Below are 1,468 nucleotides of genomic sequence, written 5' to 3' on the forward strand. Positions count from 1 at the left end.
TTGAGATCGCCCGCGCCTGTTGGGGGGTGGATCTGATGCTTCAGTATGTGACCGCGAACGCTGCCGAACACAGCGTTCCCACTCCGAGCGATATCGACTCACTTGTCGACGTCGATGCCGCCTGGGATGATCTGACTCGTGCACTACGCGCCGCGGACCCGGCGTCCGCACCGCACATCGCCTCCCACGTCGACAACGTCCTCGCCGGAACCCCCACGCAACGCGTCGACTGGGCTCTGCGCACACTCATCGCCGGGATTAGGGCCACCCCGACACTGCTTACTCACTGAACACCCTGCGGACCTCCGCAACCTTAGGAGCACCACCATGACTACGCACTATCCCATCGCCATCATTGGAGGCGGCCTCGGCGGCCTCACCACTGCTCGCGTCCTGCATGCCCACGGCATCGAATCCGCCGTGTTCGAGCTCGAAAAAAGCCGCCATGTTCGCGTGCAAGGCGGCATGCTCGACATCCACGAGGAAAGCGGGCAACAGGCCGTCCGTGCAGCCGGCCTCTGGGATTCGTTTGCCACCCTGATCCACGAGGGCGGCGAGGCAATGCGTATCCTCGATCACAACGGCGCCATCCTGCGTGAAGAAAGCGACGGCGGCACACACAGTCGACCTGAGGTGGGACGCGGACACTTACGCGACCTGCTCATCGAGTCTCTCCCTGACCCCACCATCCACTGGGACCACAAAGTCACCGCAGTTAGTGCCGACCCCACTCGACTTGGGGTACACGAGGTCACATTCAGCAACGGTGAAAGCATCACGACGGACCTGCTGATCGGTGCCGACGGCGCTTGGTCGAAGGTTCGCCCTCTGCTCTCCGACGCGCATCCCGCCTACACCGGCATCTCATTCATCGAAGCCGACCTCCACGATGCCGACAACCGGCACCCCGCCGAAGCCCAGGCCATGGGAGCCGGGATGCTCTTTGCGCTGCGCGGCGACACCGGCATCCTCGGACACCGTGAAATCGACGGGAGCCTGCACTTCTACCTCGGCTTCCGAGCCGCCGAAGACTGGATCGACACCATCGACTTCACAGACACACCCGCCGCAAAGGCAATCATCCTGGCTCGCCTCGACGGATGGAGCGACGCCCTCCGCGGTCTCATCAAAAACGCTGACACCGCCCTCACCCCGCGCCGCATCAACGCCCTACCCGTCGGACACTCCTGGAACCGGCTCACTGGCGTCACCCTCCTCGGAGACGCGGCCCACCTGATGTCACCGTTTGCAGGGGAGGGCGCAAACCTTGCCATGTACGACGGCTCCGAACTTGCCCTCGCGATCGCCGCGCATCCCGGCGATATCGAGGCCGCAATTGCCAGGTATGAGCAAAACCTATTCCCCCGCTCGGAGGCATCCGCCACCGAATCCGCGGAGAGTCTGGAAATCATCTTCCGCGACGATTCCCCCCAAGGGCTCGTGGATATGTTCGCTGGCTTCGATGCCC

Annotated in this window: 2 protein-coding genes; both read left to right on the forward strand. The window is 63.6% G+C overall.

Translation table 11 applies throughout. The features are described 5' to 3' along the window. On the forward strand, positions 1-290 hold a 290-nt coding region (locus RMN95_RS13365; RefSeq protein ID WP_397545293.1), incomplete at its 5' end, for a hypothetical protein. A 37-nt stretch (positions 291-327) separates the two neighbouring features. After that, positions 328-1,468 (forward strand): NAD(P)/FAD-dependent oxidoreductase (locus RMN95_RS13370; protein ID WP_309617402.1); only part of this gene is annotated, 1,141 nt, incomplete at its 3' end.

The sequence above is a fragment of the Salinibacterium sp. genome (assembly GCF_031364185.1).
Taxonomy (GTDB): Bacteria; Actinomycetota; Actinomycetes; order Actinomycetales; family Microbacteriaceae; genus Rhodoglobus.